This window comes from Pseudomonas citri (assembly GCF_025336485.1).
Taxonomy (GTDB): Bacteria; Pseudomonadota; Gammaproteobacteria; order Pseudomonadales; family Pseudomonadaceae; genus Aquipseudomonas; species Aquipseudomonas citri.
In genome coordinates this window covers 39,882-58,514 of sequence record NZ_JAODAB010000005.1, presented here as the reverse complement: position 1 = coordinate 58,514, position 18,633 = coordinate 39,882, and the positions used below count along the sequence as shown (strand labels likewise).

At 63.4% G+C, this 18,633-nt stretch carries 16 protein-coding genes; 4 read left to right on the top strand and 12 right to left on the bottom strand.

The genetic code is table 11. The features are described from left to right. Positions 1–29 precede the first annotated feature (29 nt). The 12 genes from N4Q37_RS07435 to N4Q37_RS07380 form a co-directional block, all read right to left on the bottom strand. Entirely contained in the window at positions 30–1,307 is a 1,278-nt protein-coding gene (locus N4Q37_RS07435; protein WP_260956516.1) for a flavohemoglobin expression-modulating QEGLA motif protein, read from the bottom strand. Positions 1,308–1,343: 36 nt separating this feature from the next. Next, on the bottom strand, positions 1,344–1,895 hold the full coding sequence (locus tag N4Q37_RS07430) for a hypothetical protein (protein WP_260956514.1): 552 nt from the start codon (positions 1,893–1,895) through the stop codon (positions 1,344–1,346). A gap of 142 nt (positions 1,896–2,037) precedes the next feature. Further along, positions 2,038–2,754: a TetR/AcrR family transcriptional regulator gene (locus N4Q37_RS07425; protein WP_260956513.1), complete on the bottom strand. Its 717-nt coding sequence runs from the start codon at positions 2,752–2,754 to the stop codon at positions 2,038–2,040. Between the two features lie 101 nt (positions 2,755–2,855). Further along, positions 2,856–4,358, bottom strand: a complete 1,503-nt coding sequence (gene lysS / locus N4Q37_RS07420) for a lysine--tRNA ligase (protein ID WP_260956511.1) — start codon at positions 4,356–4,358, stop codon at positions 2,856–2,858. Positions 4,359–4,447: 89 nt separating this feature from the next. After that, positions 4,448–5,543 (bottom strand): peptide chain release factor 2 gene (prfB, locus tag N4Q37_RS07415; protein WP_260956508.1). Its coding sequence is split into 2 segments (ribosomal slippage): positions 4,448–5,470 and positions 5,472–5,543, totalling 1,095 coding nucleotides; the frame shifts between segments, so codons are not numbered across the junction. 247 nt (positions 5,544–5,790) lie between these two features. Continuing rightward, on the bottom strand, positions 5,791–6,792 hold the full coding sequence (locus N4Q37_RS07410; protein ID WP_260956506.1) for a response regulator: 1,002 nt from the start codon (positions 6,790–6,792) through the stop codon (positions 5,791–5,793). 46 nt (positions 6,793–6,838) lie between these two features. Beyond that, positions 6,839–7,849 carry a chemotaxis response regulator protein-glutamate methylesterase gene (gene cheB / locus N4Q37_RS07405; RefSeq protein WP_260956504.1) on the bottom strand — a complete coding sequence of 337 codons (1,011 nt, stop codon included), beginning with the start codon at positions 7,847–7,849 and terminating at the stop codon, positions 6,839–6,841. Then, a complete protein-coding gene (locus tag N4Q37_RS07400) occupies positions 7,846–10,131 on the bottom strand; it encodes a hybrid sensor histidine kinase/response regulator (RefSeq protein ID WP_260956502.1) in 2,286 nt (761 codons plus the stop codon). Before N4Q37_RS07400 ends, cheB begins: the two co-directional genes overlap by 4 nt. Next, positions 10,128–10,799 (bottom strand): chemotaxis protein CheW, encoded by a 672-nt coding sequence (locus N4Q37_RS07395; protein ID WP_260956500.1) that lies wholly within the window; start codon positions 10,797–10,799, stop codon positions 10,128–10,130. Before N4Q37_RS07395 ends, N4Q37_RS07400 begins: the two co-directional genes overlap by 4 nt. Next, positions 10,796–12,082, bottom strand: coding sequence for a CheR family methyltransferase (locus tag N4Q37_RS07390; RefSeq protein ID WP_260956497.1), 1,287 nt, complete (start codon positions 12,080–12,082; stop codon positions 10,796–10,798). The genes N4Q37_RS07395 and N4Q37_RS07390 overlap by 4 nt, the downstream gene beginning before the upstream one ends. Further along, positions 12,079–12,615, bottom strand: coding sequence for a chemotaxis protein CheW (locus N4Q37_RS07385; RefSeq protein ID WP_260956495.1), 537 nt, complete (start codon positions 12,613–12,615; stop codon positions 12,079–12,081). The genes N4Q37_RS07390 and N4Q37_RS07385 overlap by 4 nt, the downstream gene beginning before the upstream one ends. Then, entirely contained in the window at positions 12,615–14,237 is a 1,623-nt protein-coding gene (locus N4Q37_RS07380; RefSeq protein WP_260956491.1) for a methyl-accepting chemotaxis protein, read from the bottom strand. Before N4Q37_RS07380 ends, N4Q37_RS07385 begins: the two co-directional genes overlap by 1 nt. A 236-nt stretch (positions 14,238–14,473) precedes the next feature. Here N4Q37_RS07380 and ydcS point away from each other — a divergent pair, with 236 nt between their 5' ends. From ydcS to N4Q37_RS07360, 4 genes are all read left to right on the top strand, one after another. Continuing rightward, complete coding sequence (gene ydcS, locus N4Q37_RS07375; protein WP_260956489.1) at positions 14,474–15,625, top strand: putative ABC transporter substrate-binding protein YdcS; 1,152 nt, start codon at positions 14,474–14,476, stop codon at positions 15,623–15,625. A 155-nt stretch (positions 15,626–15,780) separates the two neighbouring features. Further along, on the top strand, positions 15,781–16,818 hold the full coding sequence (locus tag N4Q37_RS07370; protein ID WP_260956487.1) for an ABC transporter ATP-binding protein: 1,038 nt from the start codon (positions 15,781–15,783) through the stop codon (positions 16,816–16,818). A 1-nt stretch (position 16,819) separates the two neighbouring features. Then, on the top strand, positions 16,820–17,767 hold the full coding sequence (locus N4Q37_RS07365) for an ABC transporter permease (RefSeq protein ID WP_260956485.1): 948 nt from the start codon (positions 16,820–16,822) through the stop codon (positions 17,765–17,767). Continuing rightward, positions 17,757–18,575, top strand: a complete 819-nt coding sequence (locus N4Q37_RS07360) for an ABC transporter permease (RefSeq protein WP_260956483.1) — start codon at positions 17,757–17,759, stop codon at positions 18,573–18,575. The genes N4Q37_RS07365 and N4Q37_RS07360 overlap by 11 nt, the downstream gene beginning before the upstream one ends. The last annotated feature ends 58 nt before the right edge of the window (positions 18,576–18,633 follow it).

Here is an 18,633-nt window from a genome sequence, read left to right as displayed (position 1 = left end):
CTGTTCGCTCCACAGGGAGAGTGTTGCGGTTAAAGGATATTGGAATAGTCCGCTTCGATCCGGTCCAGGCTCAGGTGGTTCAGGAAGTTGGAGAAACACATCCAGGCCGACAGCGCGTTCATGTCGCGGAACTGCTCGGGCAAGTATTTGGGCGGCACGACCAGGCCCTCATCCACCAATTGGCGCAGGGTGCGCATGTCCTCGAGGGTGGTCTTGCCACAAAACAGCAGCGGCACCTGCTCCAGCTTGCCTTTGCGTACGGCCAGCTGAATGTAGTTGTAAACCATGATGAAGCCCTTGAGGTAGGACAAATCCTTGGTGAATGGCAGACCGGTCGGCACCGAACCCCGGAAGACCCGACTGGCGTTGCCATAGCTTTCGGCCATTTCAAAACCTTGCCCGCGGAAGAATTCGAAGATCTGCAAGAAGTCGGCACCCTCCTCCACCATATGAATGGCCCGCGTACGGTTGGTGAGCTTGCGCAAGCGACTGGGATAGGAGGCGAACGTGATGATTTCCATCAGGATCGCCAGGCCTTCCTGGGTCACGGTGGACGAGGGTGGCCCCTTGGACAGGAAGGTGCAGATCGGCTGGTTCAGGCCGTTGAGCGTGGTGCCGACGTGCACCAGGCCTTCGTGGACCTCCAGGGCACGTACGTCCCGTTCGTTGAACATCGCGTCGGTGCGGATCTTGATGTAGTCCGCCCCGGCCGCCGCGTCGGCGACGATTCCGTCGGACTCGAACACCCGGATGGTTTCCTCGGCTTCACCGAAGACCCGGTTGAGACGATGCTGCAGCAGGTTGACGGCTTCCTTGGCATTGAGGACTTTCGGCTCGTCCTTCAGGTCGCCACGGCCGTCGATGTTGTTCAGGTAGTCGGACAACATCAGGCCCAGGTCCGACAGGGTCGGGTCGCCGGCGTGGAAGGCGTCGGAAGCGGCGCCGTAGAGTTCCTGGGAAATCAGCCCGAAATCCTCGGTGCCACGCGCTTCGAGCATGCGCACCACCATGCGGTACTCCTTGCACATGCGCCGCATGATCTGGCCGACGGGGTTGAACTGACCGAGCTGGCGGGTGATGTCGCGCTCGATGTTCTGGAATTCCAGCTTCACCTTGCTGGAATCAAAGGACAGTGGCCGGTTGAGGTAGTAGTCGCGGTCCACGGCAGGCATTTCCTTGCCCTTGGCCTTGAGGAACCCCTTGCGGATGTTTTCGTCCCACTTCACTGCGTCGAGAATGCGAATCGGCGCCTGCGCCAGCACAATGCGATCGGACAAGGTGCGTATCGTCTGCTGGTAATCGTCCACCCGGAACTCCTGTGAAAAAATATCCGTCTGCTGCGGTTATTGGGATTTGCCCAGCCGCCGGTAGCGTACGGCCTCCGAGAACACATCGGTATTGGCCGGGTCGTCGAGGTAACTGAAGACCTTGTTCATGTCGCTGTCCACCAGCACGCCGTCGCCCTCTTCGCTCGGGTTCGGCTGGCCGCTGAGGCGTTGCTGGCCGATGGCCTGGTTGATCTGCTCGAGGTCGAGGTTGTAGACCACCAGTTCCTGCTTATCGGTCAGTTCGAAACCGGCGATGACGAAATGCCCGCCATAGCGCGCCGGCACCTTGGCCGACAGGTACCAGCGGCTGCCGTGGCGAGAAACGGTCAAGGGAATGGCTTCGCGCTCCTGGGGACGTGCCCGGAAATAGCTGATGGCCTGGTAATGGTGCTTGCCGACTTCCGTCAGCTCCAGGTTCAGCGGTTCGCCCCAGGCATTGGTGCTGGTCCAGTGTCCGAGCAGGCCCTTGGGCGCGGCTTCGCTGTCGGGTAACGGCGCCTTGAACGATACCAGGCAACCACTGAGCGACAGCGACACGGCCAATACAACGGCACGCCAGGCTTTCATTGAAACTCCCTATGGTAGGTGGCGCCGTGTTTCCTGTGGCGAGGGAGCTTGCTCCCGCTTGAGTGCGCAGCACTCACAAACAGGGGCCGCTGCGCAGCCCAGCGGGAGCAAGCTCCCTCGCCACAGGACAGCGGTGCGGGTCCTACACCGACGCCAACACCAAGTGCATGTAGCGGGTCAGGATGCCGAGCATGTCTTCGTCGGCGACCGGCTCGGCGCCATTGAGCAAGCCCTGATATTCCATCCGTCCGATAATCGCCGTCAACACCTTGGCGTCCTGCTGGGGCTCGCGCGAGCCCAGTACCTGGAAAAACTGGCAGGTACCGTGCAACAGGATCTGCTGGTGGGAGCGTACCAGTTCCGCCAAGCGCGGGTTAAGCAGGGCCTCCTGGCGAAAAGCCTGTTCGGCCATCAGGTAGTCGCGGCGGCTGTCCAATTGGCGCTGCACGTAGTCGGCGGTCATCCGGGCGATGTCATCGGCCAGTTGCGAGCGCGATGCGGGGCTGCCATCACCGTAGGCGACCATTTCGCGCAACAGGCCTTCGTTATTGGCCCACAACTTGGCCATGAACGCCGCGCTGCGCTCCACGTACTGGGCGAAGGTATCGGTGAGCAGGTCATCGATATCCTTGAAATAGTAGGTGGTCGCCGACAACGGCACGCCGGCTTCGGCGGCCACGGCGCGATGGCGTACGGCGCGCACGCCATCGCGCACCACAATGCGCATGGCCGCGTCGAGAATCTCCTGGCGACGCTGCTCACTGCCCTGTCGGCTGGCCTTGCGGCCCTGGTACTGAACACTTTCAGCGACAGCAGTGGCAACGCCTGCTGCACCTTCCGAAGCCATTGCACGATTCACGACAGGTCTTTCCTCGCTCTTTCAAAAGTAACCAATTGATACGTTTGTACCAGACAGGCAATAAAAAGCCGCCCTTCCAGGCGGCTTTTTATTTGAAACATTCAGGCTTGGGGCCGCATGTGCGGGAAGAGAATCACATCCCGGATCGACGGTGAGTTGGTCAACAACATCACCAGGCGATCGATGCCGATGCCTTCGCCAGCGGTCGGCGGCATGCCGTACTCCAAGGCGCGGACGAAATCGGCATCGTAGTGCATGGCTTCGTCGTCACCCGCGTCCTTGTCGGCCACCTGGGCCATGAAACGCTCGGCCTGGTCTTCGGCGTCATTGAGCTCGGAGTAGGCATTGGCGATTTCGCGACCACCGATGAACAGCTCGAAACGGTCGGTGACGTTGGGGTTCTCGTCGTTACGACGGGCCAGCGGCGACACTTCGAACGGGTACTGGGTGATGAAGTGCGGCTGTTCCAGCTTGTGCTCCACCAGTTCCTCGAAAATCATCACCTGCAATTTGCCCAGGCCTTCGAAGCCCAGCACCTTGGCTCCGGCCTTCTTGGCAATGGCGCGAGCCTTGTCGATGTCGTTCAGGTCGGCGGCGGTCAGCTCAGGGTTGTACTTGAGGATCGAGTCGAACACCGACAGGCGCACGAACGGCTCGCCGAAGTGGAACACCTTGTCGCCGTACGGCACGTCGGTAGTTCCGAGAACAAGCTGCGCCAGTTCGCGGAACAGTTCCTCGGTCAGGTCCATGTTGTCTTCGTAGTCGGCGTAGGCCTGGTAGAACTCGAGCATCGTGAACTCAGGGTTGTGCCGGGTCGAAACGCCTTCGTTACGGAAGTTGCGGTTGATCTCGAACACCTTCTCAAATCCACCGACAACGAGCCGCTTGAGGTACAGCTCCGGCGCGATACGCAGGAACATCTCCATGTCCAGGGCGTTGTGGTGGGTCTCGAACGGCTTGGCCGCCGCACCGCCAGGGATGGTCTGCAGCATCGGCGTCTCGACTTCCAGGAAGTCGCGCTTCATCAGGAAACTGCGGATGTGGGCGATCACCTGCGAGCGCACGCGGAACGTCTGGCGCACGTCTTCGTTGACGATCAGGTCGACGTAGCGCTGGCGATAGCGCTGCTCGGTGTCGGTCAGGCCATGGTGCTTGTCCGGCAGCGGGCGCAGGGATTTGGTCAGCAGGCGCACGCTGGTCATTTCGACGTACAGGTCGCCCTTGCCGGAACGGGCCAGGGTGCCTTCGGCGGCGATGATGTCGCCCAGGTCCCAGGTCTTGACGGCGGCCAGGGTTTCTTCCGGCAGGGTCTTGCGGTTGACGTAGACCTGGATGCGCCCGCTCATGTCCTGGATCACCATGAACGAACCGCGGTTGAGCATGATACGACCGGCCACCTTGACGGGAATCGCAGCCTCGGCCAGCTCTTCCTTGGTCTTGTCCGCATACTGCTTCTGCAGGACGTCGCAGTAGGCGTCACGGCGGAAGTCGTTGGGGAAGGCCTGGCCCTTGGTGCGCTCGGCAGCCAGCTTTTCCTTGCGCAGGGCGATCAGGGAGTTTTCTTCCTGTTGCAGGGCTTGCGGGTCGAGTTCTAGGTCGCTCATGTCTTTAAGGATTCCATCACAGGTTCGTTGCCACCGGCCCCGGGCCGCGCTTTCGCAAAAGCGTGCCCGGCTGCCGCATGGGTGTCGCGTTACAGGCCTTGCTTGAGGCTCGCTTCCAGGTATTCGTCGATGTCGCCGTCGAGCACCTTGTCGCAGTCGCTGCGTTCGATGTTGGTGCGCAGGTCCTTGATCCGCGAAGCGTCGAGCACGTACGAACGGATCTGGTGACCCCAGCCAATGTCGGACTTACTGTCTTCCAGGGCCTGGGACGCGGCGTTGCGCTTCTGGATCTCCTGCTCGTACAAACGGGCCCGGAGCATTTTCATCGCCGTGTCTTTGTTGGCGTGCTGGGAACGTTCGTTCTGGCAGCTGACCACGGTGTTGGTCGGCACGTGGGTGATCCGCACCGCCGAGTCGGTGGTGTTAACGTGCTGGCCACCCGCGCCCGAGGAACGGTAGGTGTCGATGCGCAGGTCCGCCGGGTTGATCTCGATTTCCACCTTGTCGTCGATTTCCGGAGACACGAACACCGCCGAGAACGAGGTGTGGCGACGGTTGCCGGAGTCGAACGGGCTCTTGCGCACCAGGCGGTGCACGCCGATCTCGGTGCGCAGCCAGCCAAAGGCGTACTCGCCCTTGATGTGCACGGTGGCGCCCTTGATCCCGGCGACTTCACCGGCCGACAGTTCCATGATGGTCGCGTCGAAACCGCGCTTGTCGGCCCAGCGCAGGTACATGCGCAACAGGATGTTGGCCCAGTCCTGGGCCTCGGTGCCGCCGGAACCGGCCTGGATGTCCAGGTAGGCGTTGTTCATGTCCATCTCGCCGCTGAACATGCGACGGAATTCCAGCTTGGCCAGGGCTTCCTCGAGGCGGTCCAACTCGGCGACCACGTCACCGACGGCGCCTTCATCGGCTTCTTCGACCGCCATGTCCAGCAGGTCGCGGCAATCGCTCAGGCCGCTGGACAGCTCGTCCAGGGTCTCGACGATCTGCGCCAGCGCGGAACGCTCGCGGCCCAGTTCCTGGGCATATTCCGGCTTGTTCCAGACATTCGGATCTTCAAGCTCGCGATTGACTTCGATCAGACGCTCATGCTTTTGATCGTAGTCAAAGATACCCCCGAATAGTTTCGGAGCGCTCGGACAGGTCCTTGATGGTGTTCAGGATCGGGTTGATTTCCATGACGGGCAGCACTCGTGGCGAACTTTTGAAAGCCGGCGAGTATAACGTAATCAAGCGCCAGCGGCAGCCCGCCTGGCGGCTTTAGGGGCAATGAGATTGGCCTGCGACGCTGGGATCTGTGGGAGCAAGGCTTGCCCGCGCTGAAGTTGATGCGATTCAAGGGAGTACCGAGGCGCCCTTATCGCGGGCAAGCCTTGCTCCCACAAGCTCATCCCTCACCCCAGCAAGCCTCTTCAGCAACCCGGTGCTACTCAACCCCAACCCGATTGCGCCCATTGTGCTTGGCCATGTACAGCCCCTTGTCCGCCGCCGAGATCAGTTGCCGGCAGTCGCTGCCCTGCTGCGGGGTGACGGTCGAGACGCCGACGCTGACGGTCAGGCTCTCGCCCACGCCCGGCGTGGTGTGGGGGATTTTCAGGGCAACGACGCTCTGGCGCAGTTTTTCGGCCATCAACCGGGCGCCACCGGGCGAGGTGCCGGGCAGGACCAGGGCGAACTCCTCGCCGCCGTAGCGAGCCGGCAGGTCGGAAGGACGGCTGCACGACTCACGGATCGCCGCCGCGACCTTGCGCAGGGCTTCGTCCCCCTCCAGATGCCCGAAGTTGTCGTTGTAGGACTTGAAGTAATCGACATCGATCATCAGCAGCGACAGCTGGCTCTGGTCGCGTATCGCCCTCCTCCATTCCAGCTCCAGATACTCATCGAAGTGACGACGGTTCGACAGGCCGGTCAGGCCGTCGGAATTCATCAACCGTTGCAGCACCAGGTTGGTGTCGAGCAACTGCTGCTGGCTGACCCGCAAGGCACGGTAGGCCGCGTCACGCTGCAACAACATCATGTAGGAGCGCGAGTGATAGCGGATGCGCGCCACCAGTTCGATGTTGTCCGGCAACTTGACCAGGTAGTCGTTGGCCCCGGCGGCGAACGCCGCGCTCTTGATCAGGGGATCTTCCTTGGTGGACAGGACAATGATCGGAATGTCGCGGGTGGCCGGATGGTTACGGTATTCGCGCACCAGGCTCAGGCCGTCGAGGCCGGGCATCACCAGGTCCTGGAGGATGACCGTCGGCTTGATGCGGATCGCATGGGCGATGGCCTGGTGCGGGTCGGAGCAGAAATGGAAGTCGATGTTGTCTTCGTTCGACAGCCCGCGTCGCACCGCCTCGCCGATCATCGCCTGGTCGTCGACAAGCAGGACCATGGCGGCGTTCTCATCACTCTTGAATTCGTCGAGCTGAAGCTCAGTCATGAGGGCTCACCTGAGTAAGGCTGGGGGCAAGGCTGCCGGGAGGACATCATTGGGTAAAAATCTCCAACAACCGTGGCGCGATAGCGTCCAGGGCAAGAATGTGGGTGGCGGCGTCGATGGCCGCTGCCGCCTTTGGCATGCCGTACACGGCACTGCTGCGCTGGTCCTGGGCGATGGTCACACAACCTTGCTGGCGCATGAGTTTAAGCCCTTGGGCGCCGTCTCGTCCCATGCCGGTGAGCAAGACCCCTGCCGCATCGCCGCTCCAGAAACGGGCGACACTTTCGAAAAATACATCGATGGAAGGCCGGTAGATCTCGTTCACCGGCTCGGCGGTATAGGCCAGGGTGCCGTCTTTCAGCAAGCGCAGGTGATGATTGGTCCCGGCCAGCAACACCGTGCCGCTTCGGGGCGTCTCGCCATGCCGGGCCAGGCGCACAGAATGACCCGATACGCTGCCCAGCCACTCGGCCATGCCGGCGGCAAACACCTCGTCCACATGCTGGACCAGCACGATGGCCGGGGCAAAGTCGCGCGGCAGTGCCTTGAGCAGCACCTCCAGCGCCGCCGGCCCGCCCGCTGACGACCCGATGGCCACCAGGCTCGTACGCGACGCCGCCGGGCGCTGGGCGGCCAGCGCCGGTCGTTCGCGCTTGTTGCGCTCACCGATCAGCCAGCCGATGTTGGCGATCTTGCGCAGCAACGGCGCCGCCGCGTCCCCGGGGTTGCCTACGCCCAAGGCAGGCGTGTCGACCACGTCCAGCGCGCCGTGGCCCATGGCTTCGAACACCCGGTGGACGTTCTGCTGGCTGTCGCCGGTGACGATCACAATGGCGCACGGGGTTTCAGCCATGATCCGCCGGGTCGCTTCCACGCCGTCCATGACCGGCATGAACAAATCCATCAAAATCAGGTCCGGGGTGTATTCGGCACAGCGCTGCACCGCTTCAGCCCCGTTGGCGGCCACCCAGACCAGTTGATGCGCCGGCTCGAACGCTAGCGCACGGCGCAGGGCCTCGACCGCCAGGGGCATGTCATTGACGATGGCGACCTTCAAGCGCGTGCTCCTCCAATCAATTCGACCACGGCGTCGAGCAAGGCGTCGTCATGGAAACTCGCCTTGGCTAGATAATAGTCGGCTCCGGCATCCAGGCCACGACGGCGATCTTCTTCGCGGTCCTTGTAGGACACCACCATCACCGGCAGCGATTGCAAGCGGTTGTCGCGCCGCAGCAGCGACACCAGCTCGATGCCGTCCATGCGTGGCATGTCGATGTCGGTGATCAACAGATCAAAGGCCTCGGAGCGCAACGCGTTCCAACCGTCCATGCCATCCACCGCCACCGCCACGTCATAGCCGCGGTTAAGCAGCAGCTTGCGTTGCAGCTCGCGCACGGTAAGGGAGTCGTCCACCACCAGGATGCGCTTGCGTGCGGCCTGGGCCTGGTCCTGTCGGGCGATACGCTCCAGGCGCCCGGTGTCGAGCAACTTGTCCACCGAGCGCAACAGGTCCTCGACATCGACGATCAACACCACCGAGCCGTCGTCGAGCAAGGCACCTGCGGAAATGTCCTGGACCTTGCCCAGGCGTTCGTCCAAGGGCAGGACCACCAGGGTTCGCTCACCGACGAAGCGTTCCACGGCGACCCCATAGATGGCCTCGCGCTCGCGGATGACCACGACCTTGAGGGTCTGGCCGCTGGCCTGCGACGCCGGGCGATTGAGCAACTGGCTGGCGGCGACCAGCCCGACATGCCGGCCCTCGTGCCAGAAATGCTGGCGACCTTCGATCTGGACGATGTCTTCCGGCACCAGGTCGCACATGCGTTCGATGTGGGCCAGGGGAAAGGCGTACGCTTCCTGGCCGACTTCCACCACCAGGCTGCGCACCACCGAAAGCGTCAGCGGCACCTCGAGATGGAAGCGACTGCCCTGGCCCGCCGTTTGCTCCAACGCCACCGCACCGCGCAACTGCCGGACCATGTGCTGGACGGCGTCCAGGCCGACGCCACGCCCGGACACTTCGGTGACCTGCTCGCGCAGGCTGAAGCCGGGCAGGAACAGGAAACTCAGCAACTCCTCTTCACTCATGCTGGCGGCGGTCTGTTGCTGGGAAAGTCCGCGCTCGACGATACTGCGGCGAACCCGTTCCAGGTCCACGCCCGCCCCGTCGTCGGCCAACTCCAATACCAACAGTCCGGCCTGATGAGAGGCCCGCAGGCGGATCAGGCCCTCGGCGGGCTTGCCGGCCAGCAGCCGTTGTTCCGGGGTTTCGATGCCATGGTCCACGGCGTTGCGCAGCAAATGGGTCAGCGGGGCTTCGAGTTTCTCCAGTACATCGCGATCAACCTGGGTTTTTTCGCCCTCGATTTCCAGGCGCACCTGTTTGCCCAGGCTGCGGCCCAGGTCACGGACCATCCGCGCCTGTCCGGAAAGCACGTCGGCGAACGGCCGCATGCGACACGCCAATGCCGTGTCGTACAACACCTGCGCACGCTGGCTGGCCTGCCAGGCAAACTCGTCCAGCTCGGCGGTTTTCTCTGCCAGCATTTGCTGGGTTTCGGCCAACAGGCGCCGGGCATCGCCGAGGGCTTCCTGGGCCTGGAGGCTCAGGGCGTGATCCTTGAGGTGGACGTTGAGTTCTTCCAAGGCTCGCAAGCCGTTGCCCTGCTGGCGCTTGAGCCGTTGCATCGTCGCCAGCCAGGGCTTGAGGCGCTGGGTTTCCACCAGGGATTTGCTGGACAGGTCCAACAAGCTGTTCAGACGTTCGGCCGTGACCCGCAGGACCCGCTCACCCCCTTCGGTCACGCGCTTGTGTTTGGATGCCGGCTCCACGGGGGCGACCGGCTCCGGTTCGGCCAGCTCGACAGGCGCGGGCTCTGCGGCCACAGGCTCAGGCGTGACGGGGGGCTGGGTTTTGACCGGTGCGCCCCTCGGTGCCTGCGTGGCGGCAGGATCGAGCAGGTGCCCGAGCAGCGCCACGTAGGCGTCGATGTCCGCTTGTTCAACGCTGTTGCCCGGCGTCGCAATGCGCGTCAGCAGGTCGGTGCCCAGCAACAAGGCATCAATGTGTTCGGCCCTCAACAGCAACCTGCGCTCCTGGGCGCTGACCAGGCAGTCTTCCATGACATGCGCCACGCTGACCCCGGCGTCCACCCCGACGATTCGTGCGGCGCCCTTGAGGGAATGGGCCGCACGCATGCACGACTCAAGGTACTCCGCCTGGGTCGGGTCGCGCTCCAGGGCCAGCAAGCCGCTGCTCAGCACCAGGGTCTGGGCTTCGGCTTCCAGGCTGAACAATTCCAGCAGCGAGGCGTCGCGCATCTGATCGGGGTTCATGACAGGCTCCGGGTCACGGCGGACAGCAATTGTTCCTCGTCCAGCCAACGCAGGCTGCGGTCCCGGTATTGCAAGACCCCACGGGTGTACTTGCCGGTCGATTGCGAAGCGCTCGCCAGGATGCGCTCGTCGATGGCATGGATGCCGTCCACCTCGTCCACCGGCACCACCACCGGGCCACCCTGGGCGGCGACAATCAGCAGGCGCGGCATGATCCGCCCGCCTGGGGCCGCCGGCCCACCGGGCTCCAGGTCCAACAACTCCATCAGCGACAGGCAGGCCACCAGCGCCCCGCGTACGTTCACCACGCCGAGCAGGGCCCGTGAACGCTGGTGGGGCAAGGAGTGGATCGGCTGCAACGGCGCGACCTCCACCAGGCTGCGGGTGGGCAGGCCCAACCACTCTTCGCCCAGGCGGAACACCAGCAGCGAACGCGTGACGGTGTCGACGTCCACCGGGGCACTGGTCAGGTCCTGGTCGTCCTGCTGCAAGGCGTAGCGGTCGAGCAAGCGCGTGGCTGCGGCCGAATACACCGAACAGTTGCGGCAATGGACATGCTCGACCAACAGCGGACAGGATTTGTCGCCATGCACGCCGATGCGATTCCAGCAATCGTCGATGGCCTGGGCATCGTCATGGGTTACGTTGAAAAAAGCCGAACCGCTCATCGTCTACGCTCACTGTCTGCCGTGCGCCCGCTGCGGGCGGCACGTTCCTGCAATCGACGGGCTCCGGCCGCGTCTCCCTGAGAAGCCAGCAGCGCGGCCAGATGCACCAGGGCTTCGGCGTGTTGCGGTTCAAGATAAAGCGCCTTGCGGTAGAAACCCTGGGCTTCGAGGGCGCTACCGGCCATGTCGCTGAGCAGGCCCAGCCAGTAGAACACCTGGGCCTTGGGTTCATGGCTGCGCAGGTACTGTTCGCAAGCGGCGCGGGCCTCGGCGCTTTTTCCGCTGTTGGCCAGTTCGGCGATGCTCGCCAGCAACAGAGAGGCATCGCCGCCCTTGGGCTCGACCTTCGGCGGCGCACTGGTGACAGGGGCGCGAGCGGCAAAGGGGCGTGGCCGCGTCACGGGGGGAATCGCCTGCGGTGGCGGCGAGCGAACCGGCAGCGGGGTCGGCATCAGCATCGGCGTGGGTTGCGGCACAGGCGCGGACGCCCCTTGGCGGCTGAAGGCAAACGACTGCGCAACGCCGATCGAACGCATCCCCAACCGCCCCAGCAAGCTGCCCTCCGCCGGGCCGATGAACAGCACACCGTCCTGTTGGGTCAGGCGCTTGAGGACTTCGAACACCAGGCGTTGGGTCGGCTGGTCGAAATAGATCAGCAGGTTACGGCAGAACACGAAATCGTAAGGGGGCTCGTTCGCCAGCAAGGTCGGATCCAGCAGATTGCCCACTTGCAGGCGCACCTGTTCACGCACCCGCTCACTGAGACGATAGCTATCCCCTTCGGCGACGAAATGGCGCTCGCGAAACCCCAGGTCGGCACCGCGAAAGGAGTTCCTGCCATAGCGCGCTTCCCTGGCCCGCTCCACCGACATCGGGCTGACATCCAACCCGTCGATCTTGAACTGATGCGGCGCAAGGCCCGCATCGAGCAAGGCCATGGCAATGGAATAGGGTTCCTCGCCGGTGGAACACGGCAAGCTGAGGACCCGCAAGGCGCGCAGGTGCCGGATCTCGGTGAGGCGCTTGACGGCCAGCCGGGCGAGGGTCGCGAAAGACTCGGGGTAACGGAAGAACCAGGTTTCCGGGACGATCACCGCCTCGATCAGCGCGTGCTGTTCGTCAGCTGACTGTTGCAGGCACTGCCAGTACTCATCGGCGGTCCGCCCTGGCTGGGCAATGATGCGCTGGCGCACGGCCCGCTCGATGATGGCGGTGCCGACGGAGGTGACATCCAGGCCGATGCGATCCTTGAGGAACGTGAAAAAACGCGCGTCATCGTTCATGGCTGGGCCTGCAAATCATCGAGGTTCAACGGCGGCGAGGGAAACAACACGGCCCGCACCGCGTCGTCGAGCAGATCGTCGACCCGTACCCATTGCAGCAGCCCTTGGGCGTCTTGGCGCACCGGCCCGAGGTACGGCGCCTGGCGGTTCTCCAGGCCATAGGGTTGGAAATCCGCCGGATCGCAACGCAAGGTGTCGGTGGCCTGTTCCAGGATCAGCCCCAGCACCTGCTGTGGCTGTTGCGCGTCGGGCCGGTAGTGCACCAACACCAACCGCGTGCTGGTGCGGGCCGCGGCGCCCTGGCCGAACGTCAGGGAGCACAGGTCGATCACCGGCACCACCCGCCCGCGCCAGGCAAACACCCCGGCCACCCAGGACGGCGCCCGGGCAATCGGCTTGAGGGGCAGGCGTGGCAAGACCTCCACCACGTCGAGGGCCTGCAGGGCGTAGCGCTCGTTGCCGATGCAGAACACCAGGAACAACGCTTGGCGGGCCGCCGAGGCGGCGTTACGCCGGGGCTCGAGGTCGCCCATCAGACTTTGAAACGCGAGACGCCGCTACGCAGCCCCACGGCCACCTGGCTCAGTTCGTCGATGGCCGAACTGGCCTGGCGCAAGGACTCGACCGTCTGGCTGCTGGCGTCGCCCAGCTGGACCAGCGCGTGGTTGATCTGCTCGGCCCCCGTGGCCTGGGCCTGCATGCCTTCGTTGACCATCAACACCCGCGGCGCCAGCGCCTGGACCTGATGGATGATCTGCGACAGTTGCTCGCCGATCTGCTGCACCTCGGCCATGCCGCGGCGTACCTCTTCGGAGAACTTGTCCATGCCCATCACCCCGGCCGACACCGCCGACTGGATCTCGCGCACCATCTGCTCGATGTCGTAGGTGGCGACGGCGGTCTGGTCGGCCAGGCGCCGCACCTGCGTGGCAACCACGGCGAAACCGCGCCCATACTCACCGGCCTTCTCGGCCTCGATGGCGGCATTGAGTGACAACAGGTTGGTCTGGTCAGCCACCTTGACGATGGTCACCACCACTTGATTGATATTGCCGGCCTTCTCGTTGAGGATCGCCAGCTTGGCGTTCACCAGGTCGGCGGCGCCCATCACCGAATGCATGGTTTCTTCCATGCGCGCCAACCCTTGCTGGCCGGAACCGGCGGCCACCGAGGCCTGGTCGGCGGCGGTGGAGACTTCGGTCATGGTGCGCACCAGGTCCCGGGAGGTGGCGGCGATTTCCCGGGACGTCGCGCCGATCTCGGTGGTGGTGGCGGCGGTTTCGGTGGCCGTGGCCTGTTGCTGGCGTGAAGTGGCGGCGATCTCGGTCACCGACGTGGTGACCTGCACCGACGAGCGCTGGGCCTGGGACACCAGCGACGTCAGCTCGGCCATCATGTCGTTGAAGCCGGTCTGCACGGCACCGAACTCGTCCTTGCGCGCCAGGTCCAGGCGCCCGCTCAGGTCGCCGCTGCGCATGACCCCGAGGATGTCCACGATGCGACTCATCGGCGCCATGATCGCCCGCATCAACAAGAGCCCGCAGAGCGCGGCAATGACCAGCGCGACGAGGAACGACAGGCCCATGGCGACATAGGCGGCCATCACGGCATCGTCGATGGTCTGCGTGGCCCCTTCCGCCAGCTCGCGATTGCGCTCGATGATGTGGTTCAGGTGCGTGCGGCCGCCGATCCAGGCTGGCGTCAATTCTTTCTCCAACACCTGCCGCGCACCTTCGTAATCCTTGCGCTGATACAGGTCCAGAACCTTCGCCATGGCCTGGTTGAACGCCTGGTGATTGGTTTCGAACTCATCGAAAGAGGCCTGGTCGGCCGGGTTCTGGATCAGCTTTTGATAATTCTGCATTTCGTCGCGCAGGTGCTGCTCGAAGCCTTGGTAGCGCGCCTTGTCATCCGCGGTGATCTCGCGGTTCCCCGAGAGACCGACGATTTGCTGGGTCAAGACGTAACTGTCGACCCAGCCTCCGCGGATCATGGAGCTGTAGTACACCCCAGGCACCGCATCGACCCGAACCCGTTCCTCACTGTCCTGGATCTTGAGCAACCGTGAGTACGCGACAACCACCATCAGCAGCATGATGGCGATGATCACCGCAAAACTCGCCAGGATGCGTTGGCGCAACGTCCAGTTTTTCACAGTAAAACCTCGGGTCCTTGAAAATGCTGGGGAGTATAGCCGAGGGTGGCGTCGGGCCTGTATGGCGCAGCGGGATGATTTTTCCAGCAGGGGAAGGCTTGCTCCAACACTTTCCAGAGCGTCACAAGATGTTGCCTGACGCCTGTGGATAACAGCACTACGCTAGTAACAGGTCATTCACGGCGTTCAGCCCGTCCAGGATGACCCCGCCCCTAATCAAAGCCAGAGGGATTTCCATGTACGCGCACAAGACCGTATTGCTCAGTGCAATCACCACGGCGCTGCTGACCAGCGTCAGCCTGCAGGCCGCCGAACCGCTCAAGGCCGTGGGTGCCGGCGAAGGCCAATTGGATATCGTCGCCTGGCCGGGCTACATCGAACGCGGCGAGAGCGACAAGGCCTACGACTGGGTGACGGGTTTCGAAAAGGAGACCGGCTGCAAGGTCAACGTGAAGACCGCCGCCACCTCCGATGAAATGGTCAGCCTGATGGCCAAGGGCGGTTACGACCTGGTCACCGCGTCGGGTGATGCCTCGTTGCGCCTGATCGCCGGCAAGCGTGTGCAACCGATCAACACCGCGCTGATCCCCAACTGGAAGAACCTCGACCCGCGCCTCAAGGATGCGCCCTGGTACGTGGTCAACCAGCAGACCTACGGCAGTCCCTATCAATGGGGGCCGAATGTGCTGATGTACAACACTGACGTATTCAAGAAAGCGCCCACCAGTTGGGGCGTGCTGTTCGACGCCCAGAGCCTGCCCGACGGCAAGCCCAACAAGGGACGCGTGCAAGCCTACGACGGCCCGATCTATATCGCCGACGCCGCGCTGTACCTCAAGAGTGCCAAGCCCGAGCTGGGCATCAAGGACCCGTACCAGCTCGACGAAGCCCAGTACAAGGCCGTGCTGGAGCTGCTGCGGGCCCAGCAACCGCTGATCCACCGTTACTGGCACGACACCACCGTGCAGATGAGTGATTTCAAGAACGAGGGCGTGGTGGCCTCCGGGTCCTGGCCGTATCAGGTCAATGGCCTGATGAACGAGAAACAGCCGATCGCCTCGACCATACCGAAAGAAGGCGCCACGGGCTGGGCCGACACCACGATGCTCCACGCCGAGGCCAAGCACCCCAACTGCGCCTATAAATGGATGGACTGGTCGCTGCAACCGAAAGTCCAGGGTGACGTCGCGGCCTGGTTCGGCTCATTGCCGGCGGTGCCGGCGGCGTGCAAGAGCAGCGAATTGCTGGGTGCCGAAGGCTGCAAGACCAACGGCTTCGACCAGTTCGACAAGATCGCCTTCTGGAAAACCCCGCAGGCCGAGGGCGGCAAGTTCGTTCCGTACAGCCGCTGGACCCAGGACTACATTGCGATCATGGGTGGGCGCTGAGGTTCGCCCAACTACCCAGTGAGTGAAGGTGAACGCTGTCCTTGTGGCTTCATCCTGTGGGAGCAAAGCTTGCTCCCACAGGATGAAGCCACAAGTCCGTGCCCGACAACCCAGCCATGCATCAATAGAACTCATGCTTTCTGGAGCCACGCGCCATGCCACTTGCAGTCCAGTTCACCCAGGTGTCCCGTCAATTCGGCGAGGTGAAGGCCGTGGACCGGGTATCTATCGACATCCAGGACGGCGAGTTCTTTTCCATGCTCGGGCCCTCCGGTTCGGGCAAGACCACCTGCCTGCGGCTGATCGCCGGGTTCGAGCAGCCCAACGCCGGTTCGATCCGCATCCATGGCGAAGAAGCCACGGGCCTGGCGCCGTATCAACGGGACGTCAATACCGTCTTCCAGGACTATGCCCTCTTCCCCCACATGAACGTGCGCGACAACGTGGCCTACGGCCTGAAGGTCAAGGGCGTGCCCAAGACCGAGCGCCTCAAGCGCGCCGAGGAGGCGCTGGAGATGGTGGCCTTGGCCGGCTACGGCGAACGCAAACCGGTGCAGCTCTCCGGCGGCCAGCGCCAGCGCGTGGCCCTGGCCCGCGCGCTGGTCAATCGCCCGCGGGTGTTGCTGCTCGATGAACCCCTGGGCGCCCTGGACCTGAAGCTGCGCGAACAAATGCAAGGCGAATTGAAGAAACTGCAACGGCAGCTGGGCATCACCTTCATTTTCGTCACCCACGACCAGACCGAAGCACTGTCGATGTCCGACCGCGTGGCGGTATTCAACAAGGGGCGCATCGAACAAGTCGACACACCACGCAACCTGTACATGAAACCGGCCACCACCTTCGTCGCCGAATTCGTCGGCACCTCCAACGTGATCCGTGGTGACCTGGCCCGGGCATTGAGCGGTTATCCACAGCCCTTCTCGATCCGCCCGGAACACGTGCGCTTCGCCGAAGGTCCGCTGGCCGGCCATGAGATCGAAGTGCGGGGCCTGCTCCACGACATCCAGTACCAAGGCAGTGCCACGCGCTACGAGTTGAAACTGGAAAACGGCCAGACCCTGAACCTCAGCCAGGCCAACACCCACTGGAACGACAGTAGCCCCCCACACCAGACCGGCCAGCAGTTGAGCGTGCGCTGGGCCCGGGAAGCGATGATCCCACTGCACGACAGCGTGGCAGGCGAGGCGTGACATGAACACACAGGCCATCGCCTCGGCGTCCCCCCCTGGCTCACCGTCGCGACGTTTTTCCAACCTGCTGTACCGGCGGCCCAACCTGTACCTGTCGTTGCTGCTGGTGCCGCCGCTGATATGGTTCGGCGCGATCTACCTGGGTTCGCTGCTGACCTTGCTCTGGCAGGGTTTCTACACCTTCGACGACTTCACCATGGCGGTCACGCCAGACCTGACCCTGGCGAATTTCACGGCACTGTTCCAACCGTCGAACTTCGACATCATCCTGCGCACCCTGGGCATGGCCATCGTAGTCTCCATCGCCAGCGCCACCGTCGCATTCCCGATTGCCTACTACATGGCACGCTACACCAGCGGCAAGACCAAGGCGTTCTTCTACATCGCGGTCATGCTGCCGATGTGGGCCAGCTACATCGTCAAGGCCTATGCCTGGACGTTGCTGCTGGCCAAGGGCGGTGTGGCGCAGTGGTTCGTCCAGCACCTGGGGTTGGGGCCGGCACTGCAATGGGTGCTGGGCATTCCCGGCGTCGGTGGCAGCACGTTGTCCACGTCGCACCTGGGGCGTTTCCTGGTGTTCGTCTACATCTGGCTGCCGTTCATGATCCTGCCGATCCAGGCCTCCCTGGAACGCCTGCCGCCGTCGCTGCTGCAAGCCTCGGCGGACCTGGGAGCCAAGCCCCGCCAGACCTTCATGAATGTGATCCTGCCGCTGTCGATCCCGGGTATCGCCGCCGGCTCGATCTTCACCTTCTCGCTGACCCTGGGGGATTTCATCGTGCCGCAACTGGTGGGCCCGCCGGGGTACTTCGTCGGCAGCATGGTGTATGCCCAGCAAGGGGCTATCGGCAACATTCCCATGGCGGCGGCGTTTACCCTGGTGCCCATCGTGCTGATCGCCGTCTATCTATCCATCGTCAAGCGACTGGGGGCTTTCGATGCGCTCTGACTCTCAAGACCGAGCCTCGTGGGGCTTGCGCTGCGCGGCGTGGGGCGGGTTGGTGTTCTTGCACTTTCCGATCCTGATCATCTTTCTCTATGCGTTCAACACCGAGGACGCGGCGTTCAGCTTTCCGCCCAAGGGCTTGACCTTGAAGTGGTTCAGCGTCGCCTTTTCGCGCCCCGATGTGCTGGAGGCGATCAGGTTGTCGTTGCAGGTCGCGGCCATCGCCACACTGATCGCCCTGGTGCTCGGTACGCTGGCCTCGGCCGCCCTGTACCGCCGCGACTTCTTCGGCAAGCAGGGCATTTCGCTGATGCTGATCCTGCCCATCGCACTGCCGGGGATCATCACCGGCATCGCCTTGCTGGCGACCTTCAAGGTCCTGGGAATCGAGCCGGGGCTGTTCACCATCGTCGTCGGCCACGCGACCTTTTGCGTGGTGATCGTCTACAACAACGTCATCGCGCGCCTGCGCCGTACCTCCCACAGCCTGATCGAGGCCTCGATGGACCTGGGCGCCGACGGCTGGCAGACCTTTCGCTACATCATCCTGCCCAACCTTGGCTCGGCGCTGTTGGCCGGCGGGATGCTGGCGTTCGCGCTGTCGTTCGACGAAATCATTGTTACCACCTTCACCGCCGGCCACGAACGCACCTTGCCGCTGTGGTTGCTCAACCAGCTCAGCCGCCCCCGGGATGTGCCGGTGACCAACGTCGTGGCGATGCTGGTGATGCTGGTCACGATGTTGCCTATATTGGGTGCCTATTACCTGACTCGCGGGGGCGAAAGCGTGGCGGGCAGCGGCGCAAAATAAGTAAATGGCTGAACCCAATCCCCACAAAGAATCACAAGCAAGATCAAGAGGACATGGA